Source organism: Rhodococcus cerastii (assembly GCF_033042195.1).
Taxonomy (GTDB): Bacteria; Actinomycetota; Actinomycetes; order Mycobacteriales; family Mycobacteriaceae; genus Rhodococcoides.
Genome location: NZ_JAWLKF010000018.1, coordinates 1 through 14,069 on the forward strand (window position 1 = coordinate 1; position 14,069 = coordinate 14,069).

Sequence of the window (14,069 nt, forward strand, 5' to 3'; positions counted from 1 at the left end):
CATCGTCGATCCTTCCCACCAAGCTGAGCTCGGCGTGTCGAACCAAGGACCGGATCAACCGTTATTCAGACAGTCCCTGCCGTAGCTGTCGCGGTCATCGCAGCGATCGTTGCTGGCGGACTGACGGGATGCAGCCTGCCCGCTCGGCCTGGACTGACTCTGGCGTACACCGCCTCCATCAACGAGCCGGCTCCGAGCACCGGACCGATCACCGAACTGATTACCGAGCATGCCGACAGCGCCCGCTACCCCGAAGACGGCATGGTCACCATCGTTGCCCCGGGCACCAGGACGACGATCGATCTGACCCCTATGCGCGGAAGCGAGGTCGAAGCCAATCCCGGGGTTCGCCGCGATGCGATGATCGCCGACAAGAGCGCCGTGCTGGCCGACACCGTAGGTGACCTCGCTGCCACTATGCCCGGACTCGACCCCGTAGGTGTCCTCGACCAGGCTCTTCAGAGCACCGAGCCCGGCGGCACCGTCCTCATCACCACCAGCGGATTCGCCACCGTCGCTCCCCTCGACCTCACCGCGGCCGGTGCGTGGATGTCCGCGCCCACCGCCCTCGCCGACGCCGTCGACGAGGCGGACTTGCCCGATGCGACCGACAAGAACATCACCTTCGCCGGTCTCGGCTATCCCGCCGTCACCAGTTCTCAGCAGGCCGCCGGACCGGCGGCAAGGGACGCCTTGACCACGCTCTACACGCGCCTGTGCGAGCGTATGAACGCCGCGAGCTGCACTATCGTGGATGGCCCTGTCGGCACCTTCGAACCCACCACGACGGTGGCGTCGCCGACCGTCACTCTCGACCGGATCGCGACGCATTGCGTCGGTCAGATCGACATCGACAGCAATCTTGCTTTCTCGCCGAACAGTGCGGATCTGCTTCCCGCCATCGGACCTCAGCTCAACCAGGTAGTGGATAGTCTCCGTGCTTGCCCCGCCACCGCAGTCATCACCGCCACCGGATACAGCGCCACCGTTCCTGGCCAGGACGAACCGGGGACTGACCTCGAACTCGCCCGCGCCGCGGCCGTGCTGACCCGACTGCGCGACCTCGGAGCCCCCAGCCACATTCTGGGCGCAGCCACCGCAGGAGGACAGATCGTCGACAACTCCCCCGGTGGCGCGTATCGCGAGGATCTCGCGATACGCAACCGGGTTGTCACCCTCACCGTCAGCCCCGGAATCTGATCCGACGGTGCAACGAATCCCCTGCCGTCATCGGGCAGGGGATTCGTCGCGTGCGGATCCCGGCATGCCCTGTATCCATCACAGTTCTCGTGTTGGACGCTCCTGGGCATATGTGATGTCCCAGTCGATGATGAGCGTCGGTACGAAATCCAGCTCGTACGAAGAGTCTTGATATGCCGGGTACCGATATGCACTTGGATGCTCTGTGCCACAGCTAGTTTCGTGAGGTAGGTCGCCCTGCGGCACATTCGTCGGTGCCCGGCTCTACAGTGTCGGGTGTGAGCGACAACGAGTTCGTGGCCACGGTGCCTGAGCGTGTGCTCGACGAGCTTGCGCAGGTGGTGATCGACAGAATCGATCAACTACTCGATCGGGTGACTGACCGCGCTGTGGCAGCACCGACGCCGGGATCGGCTGCGTGGGAGTTGGAGTGGAGCGCCCGAGGCACGGCGATCGGACGTGCGCGCGTGGCCGAACGATCACGTGTACGAGAAGAGTTGGCGCGCCGCGCATTTGCCGGACTCGACGCACCCGGGAGCGCTGCACCGGCTATGAAGGGTCGGCACTCTTCCCCGAGCCGACCCCGTCGGACACAGCCCGGACGTGTCCGCGTCGACGAGGCGCAGTTGGCCTTTTTCTGAACCTGCCGCTCCAACCGTTACCCGCCGGGTGCAGGCGTACGACCCCCGCTGCTGTCCTGCGGCACCCGTTTACCGACGCACGGTGCGTTTCTTGGTGCCTGCGGTGGATTTGCGGTCCTCGAACTTCAGCTTGAATCCGAACGTCTTGCTGCCCTGGTAGGTCCCCGCGGCCAGTGCGCCTCGGGCTCGGTATGTCTTACCTGTCTTGCTTGTGGCGTCGAATTCGATGGTCTCCCCGGCCAGTAGCTTCTCGAGTTCCTGTTCGGTGAAGTCCTTACCCGGCCAGTGGTCGTTGGCACCCCATCCTCGGCCTTTGAACGTGACAGGCTTGCCTTTCCACACTCCGCTGACCAGGTCTGTCCGAGGTGCACGCTCCTCGAATCGAGGGTTGAAGCTCACGTGTGGGTACTGCTTGCCGTCCTTGTCCCTCACGCCTGGTTCGAGTTTTCCCGTGCAGGTGAACGTCTTTCCCGACTTCGCGCTCGTCGCGACGATCTCGATGACCCGGCCGGCGAGCAGTGCCGCTACTTCGGTGTCGGTGAACCGGTGGCCACCGAAGACCCGCTTCGCGCGGGTCACGACCGTGCCTGCATGGGTGAAATGCAGCTTCGGCGGCAGGTCGATCATCTCCGCCGCTTCTCGGGTCACCCCGGCCTTGCCCATCCGTGCCGTGAGCTCGCCGGACAGCATCCTCGCATTCGCCTTCATCGTCTCGAGGTCGCGGCGCACCAGATCCGCCACGAGGGACAGATAGTCGGCTGCCTCGCCGGTTCCGGCCTCGATCTGCGCCATCTGCTCGAAGACCTGCTCGGTGATCGTCAGATCCCCGATGTGCGTGCCCGGCAGGATCCGATGGTTGAGTTCACCGATCGCGCTGAGAGTGATCTTGCCGCGCTGCTCGACCATCAAGGCCTTGCCGCCCGAGTTGTTCGTCACCTCGGCATAGGTGCTCGTCCGGGTCGCGCCGGTACCCACGCTCCGCTTCTCGAGCTGCTTCATCAACCATTCCATCGTCGGATGCGGCGGCCGCGGCGGGAAGCCCTCGTGGACGAACGGGTCCGCGACAGTTCCCAACGCCGTCACACCGGTGGGTTGCTCGTCGCGCTCGCCGCCGTCCTCCTCCTCGACGACGAACACACCTTTCCATCCGAGCACCGCGGGCACATTCAGCGAGCCGACGAAGCTCGGGTATTTCTCGACGTGGCCGCGATGCTGGTCGTACTCGTAATCGGGGGCGAGCATGGTCAGGTAGTTCTTCGCGAGGAGCTCGTAGATCTCCCGACCCAGCTCGCCGTAGGCCTTCTCCACTGCCGCGAGGCTCGGCGGTACGTTGGGCCCCGGACGGTTGGCACCGTGCGCGCCACCGGACTTGATGTGGCTCGTGCGTGGGCCGCGATGGCTCAGCGCCGCGGGGTCCACTCCGACGACGCCGGCGATCGCGTCGACCGATGGAAGCAGCTCGTTGAACTGCTCGATCGAGATGAATTTGTCCTCGGTGCGTGGGTAGGACACCACCTGCGCCTCGTACATCTTCTGATAGGTGTCGAGGACGTTCTTGGCACCGAAGCCTTTCTTCGCGAGCAGTGACGACAGTCCGGCCAGGTCCATCAGTTTCGGCGGTCCTGTTTTCTTGCGTGTGGTCCCGTCGTGGACGACCGGTGACGACTGAAGGCCGCCGGGAACATCGTTCTCGTTCTCGAATCGATCGACGTCGGGGTCGGTGTATGTCACGCCGTTCTCGTCCCGAAACCGGTTCTCGTAGAACGCCTTCTTGAGGTATCCGTTGTGGGCGTCGAGCCCGTCACCGACGATGACGACCATTGCGGACTTGAGTCGGCCGTTGCGTAGTACCGTGCTCGCCCCGGTCGTCTTGGTCGCGAGTCTGGTGAACTGCATCGAGAGCATGTCCCACTTCGACCGGAAGTCGGCCTTGCGGTAGTCGCCCTCGGCGGCGATCGCCGTGACCGGCCGACGGGCTGTGAAGGCCTTACGCAGCGATGCCGGTGTCTCGTCCAGGAACTCCATGCGTTCGAGCTTCTTGTTCTCGAGGCCCAGGTACTCCACGATCTCCCAACCAAGTAGGGAGCCTTCACCGGTCGGATCGAGATCGGCTGCATTGCAGATGCTCTCGCAGCCCGAGAGGGTCGTCTTCAGCTCAAGAAGCAGGCTTTTCGCGTCCGGATCGGTGATCAGCTTGCCGCCGGACACCCGGCGCCGGATCTCTCGCTCCCAGCGGAAGTCGTCGGCGTTCCACGGGAGATGCTCGAGCTCCCAGCTCTTGTACTTGTCGGTGAGAGGCGCGGGCACCATCGCGGAAGGATCTTTCAACTCCAGCAGGTGGCCGCGAGCGTGGACGATGACGTACTCCGTGCCCCCGAACGTGCCACTCATGCCGCCCAAAGCGGTCGCGAAGTTACGTGCTGCGGAGGGCTTTTCGGTGAGGATTCCTACTTTTCCCATGACAATAGATCCTTCTTCTCTGCGGTGCGTGCGGCGTGTGGACAGTGAGGGTGTTGCCGGTGGCCAGTCGGCTAGAGGCTTGCGCTGACGAGGCGGTAGTTCGCGACTTTCCAGCCGTCGTCGGTGCGTTCGAGGTCGACGGCTCCGGTGTAGCCGGTGAACGGGGTGATCTCACCGCTGCGGTGTTGGACGACGCGGTCGATGACGACAGCCACGGTGGCCTGGTTGTCACCGTCCATCTCGGCGGCTGTGCCGTCGGCGTAGACGCTGGTGTCCGGTCGAGCGACGGCGGTGACGACGTCTCCGCTGCGCGCCCACGCCGGCCATTCCGGGATCGGTTGCGGCGCTGGATCGGGTGGCGTGGCGGCGGCGGTGGCCATCGATCCGGTCACGTTGTCGCGTTGCGCGTGCAGGGCATCCCACGGTGAATCCTGCACTGCGGGTTGCCAGGTGTACACACCGGACATCACCGACGTCGCGACACCGACCGGGTCGGTGGCGGACGGGTCGATGGCGATCCCGGCGTCCGTGCCCGGTGGTGGCGCTGTGTCCGAACCGCGGAACACGAACACGACCAGAGCGGCAATGGCGACCACCCCGACGATGCCGAAACACGCGAACACGATGCCTGCTCTTCGGCTCATCTCGTGGTCTCCTGCGAGTCGGAGTCGTTCGCTGATTCAGCGTCGGTGTCGCAGATCTGGCCCAGCGCAGCGGCTTTGGCGATGACTTCGAGCCAATCGACGATCGGTGCATCCGCCTGGCGGTTGTGGAGGATCTGTGCCATGTCTGTGCTCCTTGGTCTGTGATGGTGCCAGTGTCCTGGTGGCCACCGACAACAAATGTGTGGGTGTGTGCCGCGCTAGCCGACGGTGGGGACTCCTGCTGCGGCGACAACGCTCACCGTCCATATCGCCCACATGACGAGCGCGGTCGCCGCCAAGTGCATGGCTTTGCGGAGCACAGTGACAGTCCAGTTCTGCGCTCGCGCAGAGGCGTCGGCGACAGCGATGAGGCTGCCTATGGTCATCGCCGCGGTGATGACGATGACGGCCCACCAACCATGCGCGAGAACGTCGCGGGTCGCCGCGGCGCGGCCGCTGTTCTCGATCGTGGTGATCATCGACTCCAGGATCAATCGGGCGACGGGAACAGCCCACACCGTCCATACGATGACCGAGGTCAGAGCAAGGGCTGTCAGTGCTCGATGCCGATCGTGGGACGTCAGGTGGTGGCCGGTGCGTGTCGGTGCGGTGCTCATGAGTGGGCCTTTCCGTCGAGCATTGGTCGGTGGCGGCTATCGGGCCAGGTCGTAGTCGGATGCGGTGGCGGTGATGGTGGTGACGTAGTTCTGGGTCTCCGAGTAGGGCGGGATGCCGCCGAACTGTTGGACCGCTCCGGGGCCGGCGTTGTATCCGGCGAGCATCAATTCCACGGGATCGCCGGTGATAGAGCCGGATTCGATCCCCGGCCGCAGGGTGTCTGCGACCGAGCAGTTGTAGCGGCCCTGCGCCATGACGGCGTCGCCGATGTCGTTGGGATCGCCCTCCCCCGCAGCTCCGGTGACCACGCCCTTGTCATCGACGGGGAAACCGAACGACGCCCACGTGCCGGGTAGGAACTGCGCATATCCTTCGGCACCGGCGGGGCTGGTCAGGCCGGGTGTGAAGCCGGATTCCTGTTTGAGCTGAGCGGCGAGGATCGCGGGTGAGAGCTCGCGGCACTGGGTGGCCGAGAGGGCGAGCCACGGCTCGAACTCGGGAGGGATCTGGCCGGCGGCGAGGTTCGCGTGATCACCGAGTCCGGCGCCGGGTGCGGTGGTGCAGTTGCCGGTGGCTTTCGGTGCGGATCCGCCGCCGCCTGGGACGGGCCCGTAGGTCTGGCCGGGTGCCGGTGCGCCGTGGCCGACGGTGGTGACGTGGACGTGGTCGAAGTGGTTCTGGGTGGGAGATCCTCTGTCCTCCATGGTGTTCGGTTCGCCTTGGGAGGGGATGTATTCCTGTCGCCAGATCATGTATTCGATCTGGAGGTAGTCGCGGTTCGCCCACAGGTAGTCCTTGACCTGGTCGCCGAGTGCTTTTCCTTCCTCGGAGGACCAGTTGTCGATCATGATGTCGGCTGCGCGTCCGGAGGGGTGATCGTCGAATCCCCCACCGTCGGCGCGCCACCCACCGATGCGCGTGATCTGCGGGAACTTGGCGTGCACGGCGCGGGCGACGCGGACGGTGTCGACCTGGAAGTGCTCTTCGGAGCCCACATTCGCGGGCAGCGCTGCCATCTCAGCGGTACTGCCACCAATCGGGGCGGTCGTCGACGGAGATTGTGGAGTCTGGCCTGTCTGTCCGGTGCCGGGGTCTGCGGCGGCGTCGTAGAAGGGTTGGGGGTCGATTGCGTTGCCGGGTGCCCAGCCGCCGGGGTGGTACTCGAAGTGCAGGTGTGCGCCGGTCGACTGTCCGTTGTTGCCGATGTCGGCGATGTGCTGACCCGCGGTGACACGTTCGCCTGGCTTGACCAGGACACCGTCGGGGAACATGTGGCCGTAGACCGTCGAGACGATCTGGCCGTCGATGTTGTGATCGAGAACGATCCACATGCCGAACCCGTCGGCGGGTCCGGCTTTCGAGACGATGCCGTCGGCGTAGGCGTAGATCGGTGTCCCGACGGGACCTGCGAGATCGATGCCGTTGTGGTTGGTGCCCCACCGCGTCCCGAACGGACTCGACACGGTCGATTCGGTGGTCTTGACGGGCTTGGCGAACGACCCGGCCGGAACCCCGCCTGCAGCAGAGGAAATGCCCTTCCCGGGAAGGCAATCGGTCGGCACTTCCTCGCGCACACCGGTGGTGACGAACAGGACCACGAACAGGGCCAGCGCGAGCACGACGGTCAGAGCGATCGCACCGCCCTTCTTCACAACGCGGCCGCCGAAATCGACTCCGCGCCGATCGATCGCGGGGCGTGGGCGAGGGCGGCCAAACGCTCGCTGAGGGAACGGTTCTCCGAACGCAGTCGCGTGATCTCCTCCTCAGCGGCACGAAGTCGTGCAGCCACCTCGTCCGCTGCGGGGCGACGCGACGAGCCGTACTTGTCCTTGATCCACCGGGCCACGGTGTTCTCATGCGCCCCGATCGAGACAGCCAAGGCAGCAACGCATTCGGCTCGGGAGGCATAGTTGTGTCGAGACTTCTCGTATTGATCGAGCGTCCACGCGCGGGTCTGCGCCGGGTACTCGGCGCGGGGGTACTCGGCGGTCATCACTGCGCTCCGACCAGTGCCGTGCCGTGCGCGTAGTGGGCGTCGTCGGTATCAGCGGCGTGGTGCTGGCCGCCGGCGAAGTACTCGGCGAAGCGGGCGTTGGTGTCGTGTACCCCGGTGTCGTATTCGACGTCGGTGAGAACCGTCTGGATGGGGATGCCGGGGGTGTTGTCCTTGGCGACCTTGATCAGGAACTTCCCGCGCCCGATCGGATTGCGGACGGTGCGCCGTTCGGACCCGCGTAGCGCCGCCCCACGCGACCAGGAGGTAACCATCCCGGCTTCGGCGTCGGTGAACTTCAGCTCCCCCGACAGGCGCTCGACCTCACCGATCGGCAGTCCCCCGCACACGACCATGCCGGCGCGGTCGATGAACCCTTTCGCGGTCTTGATATCGGCTTCGGTGGGCAGGGTTTCGAGGTCGCGGCCGGTGTGGGTGATCATCAGCAGCCCGGTCGCGTCGGTGCGGTTGAGGCGGGTGATCTCGTTGACGCGGGCGACCATGCCCGGTCCTGCGCCGATGACCTGCCACAGCTCGTCGAGGGCCATCAGGAACAGGCGTTGGCGGTCCAGTCCTGCGTCGGCGAGCAGGTGCGCAGCTTCCACGGTGCCGTAGGCGTCGGCCCAGCAGGAGAGCATCACGGCCGCTTTGAGGGTGGTGTCGCCGCGGTCGAGGGAAGAGACGTCGATGCAGATCATCGGTGCGTCGAGGTCGATCGGTTCGGTGGTGTGGTCGGCGAAGATGTCCCCGAGTGGGCCTGAGGTCAGTGCGCCGAGGGCCTGCATCAGCTCGGTGATCGCCTCGCGGTAGCCGTCGCGGTCGGTCTTGTAGGCCGCTTGGAGCATGTCCGCCGATCCGGCGTCGATGCGGGTGTAGAGGTCTTTGAGCAGCGGTGGGTGGGTGTAGGAGAACCCGCCGTCGGCGTACAGCTCACGCAGCGCGATCCCGATCAGCGAATTCTCGAAGGCCTTCACCGAGTGCGTGTCGTAGCGGATCAGCTCGACCAGGGCGCAGACGGCGTTGATCTGACGGGTGGAGATGGTGATGGTCGCGACGTCGATCAGCTCGTCGAGCTCGGCGATCCGATCGGGGTCGGTGGCCTCGTCGCGGGCGGCGATCGCGCGGACGACGGCCTGCCCGAGGGCCCCGGCGGCGAGGGGGTTGAGATGTCCACCGCCGTGGCCGAGGGTGATCACCTGCCCACCGACCAGGTGTGTGAGCTTGACGTACTCGCCTTTGATGTCGCCGGCCACGATCGGGGTCTGCCCCCAGCCGCACGCCCCGAGGAGGATCTTGCGGATCAGCGTCGACTTCCCCAGGCCCGGCAGGGACAGAACGAACATCGACGGGTTTCCGATGAGCTTGTCGCGGAAATACGCGAACGGATCGCACGAGACCGCGTTGCCGGTGATGGCGTGCTGACCGACGATGGTCCCGGACGAGGGCGCGGCCGCGCCGATCGCCCACGGGTTCAGTCCGCACATCTGCACCGAGGTCGCTTCGTACTCGATCGGGGCCGGGACGGTCGACATCCGGCCACCACCGGCACCTTTGAGGCCGCGTGCGCTCGACGACAGTGCTGCGCGCCACCAGGGGTCTCCCGCTGCCTCGTGGACGGCTTGTTCGGCCCGTGGGTGGTCGTTGCGCCACCGGGTCAGCCCGAGGCCGCGCCGGGAAAGAGCGGAGGGCTCTTCGGCGTCGCCGGTGGCGATGAGGGCGGCGAGCTCGGCGTAGTCGGTGTCGCCGATGATCCACCGCACGAACGCCGCCGACGGCTGCGGCGTTGACGTCTCGTACAGGTCGGGCTCGTCGGACCTGGCCTCGTCGTACCGAGGGTCGTAGTCCCTGCGCGGGCGGTGGTCGGTCGTCGTCATCGTGAGCGTCTCTTTTCTCGGGCAGGGGTGGGCCGGATGCGGTCGGCGGCGTTCTAGCTGCGGCGCACGAGGATCGAAGTGGAGATCTGATCGGGCAGGAGGACACCGACGCCGAGGCCGGCGGCGAACGCGGCGTCCTGGAAGGCGAACGCACGCCGCAGTCGCAGGCGGGAGCGGGCGGCGAGGGATTCGGTGACGGCGGCCGCGTTCGCAATTTCTTCGACCGATCCGACGGTGATCGTCAGCAGTGCCGAATAGCGTTCGTATCCGGCTCCGGAGACCATCTCGCGGCGGGCCTGCTCGGCGATCTCGTGGCGCTTCTCCGACCCGGCGGAGGTGATCTTGTTGCCGCGAGAGTTGATCGCGTGCAGAGCGTCTCGGTGTTGCTTGTCGACCTTCTTCGCGGCATCCCCGGCGGTGTAGGGGCGGTAGACGAGCGTCAATCGCTTACGGGGGATGTCGTCGTGCGGCTGCAGCAGCGGTTTGAGGACGGTGTCGGTGAACACCGATTCCGGTGGTGCAGCCATTTCCCAGACGACCGAGACTCCGCCGTCGTGGCGGTAGTGTCCCCATTCGGTCTTGGCGCGTCCCGGTCCGGCGTCGTCCCAGTCGACGCCGTGCTCTTCGCCGGAGATCTCGAGTTCCTCGAAGTCGTTCTCGGTCGAGGGGTTGTAGGAGCGGTGCACGGCCGCGGTGATTTCGGCGGCGGTCATCGGCTGGGCATCGATTCCGGCACCGGAGAGCGACTCGTACAGATCCGGTAGGCGGCGGGCCAGTTCGGTGGCCATCTCTTCGGGGTCCTTCTGGCGTTCGCGGGTGGTGGCGCGGAAGGTGATCGACAGTCGTGCCAGGGTGCGGTGGCGACCCGAGGGCATCCGGACGGCGGACTGCTCGACGAACGACGCAGCCAGCGGCGGTGCGGTGGGGACGAGTTCGTGTTCGGCGCGCCGTGCCAGCCGCAGTCCGGTAGCGGGGATGTTCTCCACCACCACCACGGCACCGACGATGTCGCCGGGTAGTCCGAGGTCGGCGAGGTAGACGCCCCAGTCTGCGGTGTAGAGATCCTTGTCGCGCTGGACGATCGCTTCGTCACCGCCGGGGAGGGCATCGAATACGACGGTGTAGCGGTGATCGTCGGGGTTGTGGATCATCCCGAACTCGTTGCCGTGACGGTCGATTCCCATGTAGACCTTGGTGCGGGCGAGCAGTCCGGGGAGCTTGTAGCGGCCACCGGGGATCCTCGAGTGCGGTCCGGCGTGATACTCCGTGGACTTGTCGATGTGCTTACGCCGCATCCATTGCATTCTCAGTTGTCCTGTCTCGTAGAGGGTTCGGCCGTTCGGGGCGATGACCAGAGGGGTGAGGATGAGCGCACCGACACCCATCAGAGCCAGTCCGACGACGACGTGGACGAAGATCAGGACTGCGAACGAGACCGCGAAAAACCCTGCACCGTAGGCAATGACCTTCGTCGGCAGGCCGAACGCGAACGTGCTTTGTGGCCGGTTACCTGCCGAATAGATCGGCGGCTCGTACGGGGCCTCGAGCTGCGCGCTCATCGTTGAATCCGTCCGTGGTAGTTGCCGACTGCGTCTTCAGCGGCCGAGCCGAGAGTGGTCGAGACCGAGCCTGCGGTGCGGCCGACGGTGCCCGCGGCTTTGAGTGCCCCTGCTGCGCCGCGCAGGGTTGCCGAGGTACCGGTGCGGCCGGCCGATGCAGCGGCCGTTCCGACTCTGCGGGCTGCGCCCATCGGCCCGGACGATGCGCCCGCGTGCGAGGGACTCGATCCACCGTTGTAGCGGCCCTGGAAACCGGGAGACGAACGTGCGCCGGTACCGGCCGCACCCGAAGACCCGCCCTTGCCGCCACCCGAGGATCCGCCGACGGAGTTCGCGACCGAGCCGAGGGCACGGGATGCCGCCATCCCACCGGCACCCATCACCGCCCCGCCTGCTGCGCCGAGCTGACCGACTTCGCGGCCACCGGCGGAGATGGTGTCCGCTGCGGGAGCGACGATCTTGATCAGGGTCGGCAGGGAGAACCCGATGATCGCCAGGAGGACGGAGCCGATGATGACCGTCGCGATTTGGTCCGAGCTCGACGCCGACGACGCCCAGAACGCGAACAGGTACAGCAACGTCGCGACCGGCTTGAACAGCAACGCGCCGAGAGTGAAGGCGATCATCGACTTGTAGGAGCTGCGCCCGGTGCCGGTGGCCGACGCGGCAGCAGCGAGCGGGATGACGGCGACGACGACACACAGCACCGCCTCACGGATCAACAGTGCGATCAATTGGGCGACCGACCCGAGGAACGCGAACCCAGCGCACGCGAGCGCCAGGATCGGGCCGAGACCGGTCTTGTCGTCGAATGCCGTGATGGCAGTGATTCTTTCGTTCAGATCGCCGCCGACGAACTTTTCCAGCGCGTATGCCGAGGCGATGTCTCCGCCTTGGTGGAACATCAACACCAGGATCGGCAGCAGTGACACGGTGACGACGGTGCGGACCAGCATGGTCGCGGTCTCGGTTGCCCCCTCCATCACCGCTTGTTTGCGGGCGATCGCGAGCTTGATCATCGCAATGATGATGGAGGCGAACAAGGCGACGACGGTGAACCCGGAGATGAGGTTCCGCAGACCCGACATGGCGTTTTCTGCGGCCAATCCGGGTATGCCAGAGGACATCCAGAACGTCATCACCGACCGGAATGCTTGGGTGTTGCCTTCCATCACCGATTTGGCGAAGTCCCCGACCGGGTCACCCCAGAATGTCGAGACTGCGGAGTCGACAGCGGTAGAGAACGCGTCACCGGGGTGATCACTGAACGCGTTGTCCAGGCACAGTGCCTCGTCCATGAAGCCACCGACCGCGGTTCCCTCGAGCGCATCGTTGAGCCAACCGTCACCGAGGACCGGCGAGCCTTCGGCGACGCACTCGCGGCGTTGTTGCTGGAAGTCGTTGCCGTCGGCGTCGGGGTTGATCTGCTCGGTCAGATTCGGTGCGGGTGCCGGTGTCGGATCTTGGGCGTGTGCGAGTCCGCTGGCCCCGACGACCGCGATCAGTGAGAGCAGTGCAATGACGACAGCGCGGGCGGCCAAGGCCGCTGTGCGGGTCACAGTGCCCACCGGGTGAAACCATCGAGCGAGCTGTACGGACCGCCAGTAGTGGCACCGTCGAGTTTGCTGACCTTCCAGGTGCCACCATCCCACGCCATATTCAGGCGCAGTCCTGTGTAGGTCGGGTTCTGCATCCGTCTACCGGCGTCATCGACATCGCGGATCTGAGCGAGCTCGACGACGGCGAAACTATCTGTGCAGGAGAGAATCTTGAACGCCATGGGTGCCCGCAATGCCACAGTCTCGGTGTTGACCGGTTTCGCGAGTTCTGCTTCTTTCTTCTCCTGGGTACCGATCTTCTCGTCGGGTATCAGGGTGAGCTTCTCCGTGGATTCGACAGCCACAGGTCCGCCCGCGAGTCCGCGGGGTAGGAAGTTTGCGGCGGCCAGTGCCGCGCCTTGCGGGGTGCGGGTGTAGCCGGCGAGGACCAGGCCGTCGATGTACGACGGACCGTCCGTTTCGGAGTAGAGGGTCGAGACACCGAAGTTGCGTTGGATCATCATCGACTCCGGGGACGTCACCGGTCGGCCGTCGTTCGTGCATTCGACTCGCGGCCCCGTCGGCTCACGCTGCGGTAATGGTTGGCCAGCAGGGTTGTTCGGGACCATCACCGTGCGCCCGGACAGGTCCGCGTCGGGAACACCGAAGCCTTCCGCGCCGGTGTCGAGTTCGGAGTCACCGGTGGTAGGTGCTGCTGTCGTCGGCGGTGGGCCAGCGGTGGTCGTCGGGGTGTCGTCGTCGTTCATGTTCGGGATGATGAACACGATCGCGCCGACGATGGCGATGACGACGATCGCAGCAACGGTGATCAGGACGGTACGTAGCCGACGGTTCATGGGGTGCGCTCCAAAGTGGTGTAGCCGTCGAGGGAGTTCAGTTCGACGGCGTCGATGTTCTCTTGCGCGGTCGGTAGGACGATGCGCCAGTCGTCAGCGATCCATTGCAGTGCAACGGGATAGGAATAGATCTGGTCGGCAGTTCCGATGGTTTGTGCCACCGACACCCCCGCCGACAGCGGATCACTGGAGTAGTCGGTGACCTCGAACCCGACGAACTTCGGTGCCGCGTCGGCCGGGACCGATCCGGAGACGGTGACGGCGGCGCGTGCGGCCGCGAACTCGTCACGTCCGGGTCCGGGTGCGGTCACGGTGTTGACCACTTCCGGCCACGCGCGGTCGTCGGCGACGGCAAGTGCGGTCTGCCCGTTGATCGCGGCCAGGACAGCACCTTGTGGGGTCTGTGCATATCCGCTGCGGTTCACCGATGTTCCGGCGAAGGGCCCGTCGACCCGCGAGGTGGGCACCGATACCCCTGCGACCTCGCGCCAGGTCAGCTCGGCCGGAGCGGAACGCAGATCCGGTGCCGGATCCGGGGCAGCGGCGGGTGTGTCGTCGTTGCCGGATCCGCACGCAGCGAGTGCGAGGACGGTCGCCGCTGTCGCGGCGATCCGGAGTGTGCGGGAGACGGTCATCAGGAGAATGCCTTTCGGGTCGATGCAGTTCGGGCGCAGGGAATGTCGGG

At 65.8% G+C, this 14,069-nt stretch carries 13 protein-coding genes; 2 read left to right on the forward strand and 11 right to left on the reverse strand.

The window, feature by feature from the left end:
- Positions 1-261 precede the first annotated feature (261 nt).
- Both R3P93_RS22325 and R3P93_RS22330 read left to right on the forward strand, forming a co-directional pair.
- Positions 262-1,200 (forward strand): OmpA family protein, encoded by a 939-nt coding sequence (locus R3P93_RS22325; protein ID WP_317534126.1) that lies wholly within the window; start codon positions 262-264, stop codon positions 1,198-1,200.
- Positions 1,201-1,478: 278 nt separating this feature from the next.
- Positions 1,479-1,841, forward strand: coding sequence for a hypothetical protein (locus tag R3P93_RS22330; protein WP_317534127.1), 363 nt, complete (start codon positions 1,479-1,481; stop codon positions 1,839-1,841).
- 69 nt (positions 1,842-1,910) lie between these two features.
- Here the strand turns inward: R3P93_RS22330 and R3P93_RS22335 are convergent, their stop codons facing one another.
- The 11 genes from R3P93_RS22335 to R3P93_RS22385 form a co-directional block, all read right to left on the reverse strand.
- Positions 1,911-4,301, reverse strand: a complete 2,391-nt coding sequence (locus R3P93_RS22335) for a DNA topoisomerase III (protein WP_317534128.1) — start codon at positions 4,299-4,301, stop codon at positions 1,911-1,913.
- Between the two features lie 71 nt (positions 4,302-4,372).
- A complete protein-coding gene (locus R3P93_RS22340) occupies positions 4,373-4,945 on the reverse strand; it encodes a hypothetical protein (RefSeq protein WP_317534129.1) in 573 nt (190 codons plus the stop codon).
- Positions 4,942-5,088, reverse strand: coding sequence for a hypothetical protein (locus R3P93_RS22345; RefSeq protein WP_155288950.1), 147 nt, complete (start codon positions 5,086-5,088; stop codon positions 4,942-4,944). The genes R3P93_RS22340 and R3P93_RS22345 overlap by 4 nt, the downstream gene beginning before the upstream one ends.
- Positions 5,089-5,163: 75 nt before the next feature.
- Entirely contained in the window at positions 5,164-5,562 is a 399-nt protein-coding gene (locus R3P93_RS22350; RefSeq protein WP_317534130.1) for a hypothetical protein, read from the reverse strand.
- Positions 5,563-5,598: 36 nt separating this feature from the next.
- Positions 5,599-7,215: a peptidoglycan DD-metalloendopeptidase family protein gene (locus R3P93_RS22355; protein ID WP_317534131.1), complete on the reverse strand. Its 1,617-nt coding sequence runs from the start codon at positions 7,213-7,215 to the stop codon at positions 5,599-5,601.
- A complete protein-coding gene (locus tag R3P93_RS22360; protein WP_317534132.1) occupies positions 7,212-7,556 on the reverse strand; it encodes a transposase in 345 nt (114 codons plus the stop codon). The genes R3P93_RS22355 and R3P93_RS22360 overlap by 4 nt, the downstream gene beginning before the upstream one ends.
- Entirely contained in the window at positions 7,556-9,430 is a 1,875-nt protein-coding gene (locus tag R3P93_RS22365; RefSeq protein ID WP_317534133.1) for an ATP/GTP-binding protein, read from the reverse strand. Before R3P93_RS22365 ends, R3P93_RS22360 begins: the two co-directional genes overlap by 1 nt.
- A gap of 53 nt (positions 9,431-9,483) precedes the next feature.
- Complete coding sequence (locus R3P93_RS22370) at positions 9,484-10,989, reverse strand: SCO6880 family protein (RefSeq protein WP_068426425.1); 1,506 nt, start codon at positions 10,987-10,989, stop codon at positions 9,484-9,486.
- A complete protein-coding gene (locus R3P93_RS22375; protein WP_317534134.1) occupies positions 10,986-12,548 on the reverse strand; it encodes a hypothetical protein in 1,563 nt (520 codons plus the stop codon). The genes R3P93_RS22370 and R3P93_RS22375 overlap by 4 nt, the downstream gene beginning before the upstream one ends.
- Positions 12,545-13,384, reverse strand: coding sequence for a hypothetical protein (locus tag R3P93_RS22380; protein ID WP_032386867.1), 840 nt, complete (start codon positions 13,382-13,384; stop codon positions 12,545-12,547). Before R3P93_RS22380 ends, R3P93_RS22375 begins: the two co-directional genes overlap by 4 nt.
- Entirely contained in the window at positions 13,381-14,019 is a 639-nt protein-coding gene (locus tag R3P93_RS22385; RefSeq protein WP_317534135.1) for a hypothetical protein, read from the reverse strand. The genes R3P93_RS22380 and R3P93_RS22385 overlap by 4 nt, the downstream gene beginning before the upstream one ends.
- Positions 14,020-14,069 lie beyond the last annotated feature (50 nt).

Coding starts and splice junctions, on each gene's coding strand:
- R3P93_RS22325 (WP_317534126.1), top strand. CDS start 262: ATGGTCACCATCGTTGCCCCGGGCACCAGGACGACGATCGATCTGACC.
- R3P93_RS22335 (WP_317534128.1), bottom strand. CDS start 4,301: ATGGGAAAAGTAGGAATCCTCACCGAAAAGCCCTCCGCAGCACGTAAC.
- R3P93_RS22340 (WP_317534129.1), bottom strand. CDS start 4,945: ATGAGCCGAAGAGCAGGCATCGTGTTCGCGTGTTTCGGCATCGTCGGG.
- R3P93_RS22345 (WP_155288950.1), bottom strand. CDS start 5,088: ATGGCACAGATCCTCCACAACCGCCAGGCGGATGCACCGATCGTCGAT.
- R3P93_RS22350 (WP_317534130.1), bottom strand. CDS start 5,562: ATGAGCACCGCACCGACACGCACCGGCCACCACCTGACGTCCCACGAT.
- R3P93_RS22360 (WP_317534132.1), bottom strand. CDS start 7,556: ATGACCGCCGAGTACCCCCGCGCCGAGTACCCGGCGCAGACCCGCGCG.
- R3P93_RS22365 (WP_317534133.1), bottom strand. CDS start 9,430: ATGACGACGACCGACCACCGCCCGCGCAGGGACTACGACCCTCGGTAC.
- R3P93_RS22370 (WP_068426425.1), bottom strand. CDS start 10,989: ATGAGCGCGCAGCTCGAGGCCCCGTACGAGCCGCCGATCTATTCGGCA.
- R3P93_RS22380 (WP_032386867.1), bottom strand. CDS start 13,384: ATGAACCGTCGGCTACGTACCGTCCTGATCACCGTTGCTGCGATCGTC.
- R3P93_RS22385 (WP_317534135.1), bottom strand. CDS start 14,019: ATGACCGTCTCCCGCACACTCCGGATCGCCGCGACAGCGGCGACCGTC.